The sequence below is a fragment of the Nocardia sp. TBRC8007 genome, assembly GCF_056629435.1.
Genome location: NZ_JBWSOR010000189.1, coordinates 1 through 351, shown reverse-complemented (window position 1 = coordinate 351; position 351 = coordinate 1). Strand labels below are relative to the sequence as shown.

General features: G+C 71.5%; 1 protein-coding gene. It reads right to left on the bottom strand.

Annotation, left to right across the window (positions count from 1 at the left end; genetic code table 11):
* The coding region (locus ACX4ZE_RS23235; RefSeq protein ID WP_480275598.1) for a condensation domain-containing protein at window positions 1–351 on the bottom strand (351 nt) is incomplete at both ends.

Below are 351 nucleotides of genomic sequence, written 5' to 3'. Positions count from 1 at the left end.
TACGTCGGCTACTTCCACCGGGACGTCGAATTGCCCGGCCGCGAGGACCCGCTGTACCGGTGCCCCGTCGACCTCGGCGAACACCGTCCGCAGGCTTTCGTGTCGTCCCACCACATCGGTGAGCGCCGCCCGCAACGCCGCCACCTCCACCGCCCCCGTCAGCCGCACCCCCAACGGGATGTTGTAGGTGGCCGAGGGGCCTTCGAACCGGTGCAGGAACCACAACCGTCGCTGCGCGAACGACACCGGTATCGGCTCCGGCCGCCGGGCCACCGCCAACACCGGCCGCACCACCACCTCGTCGTCGAGGTGCGGGACCAGCCGGGCGACGGTGGGGGCATCGAACACCGC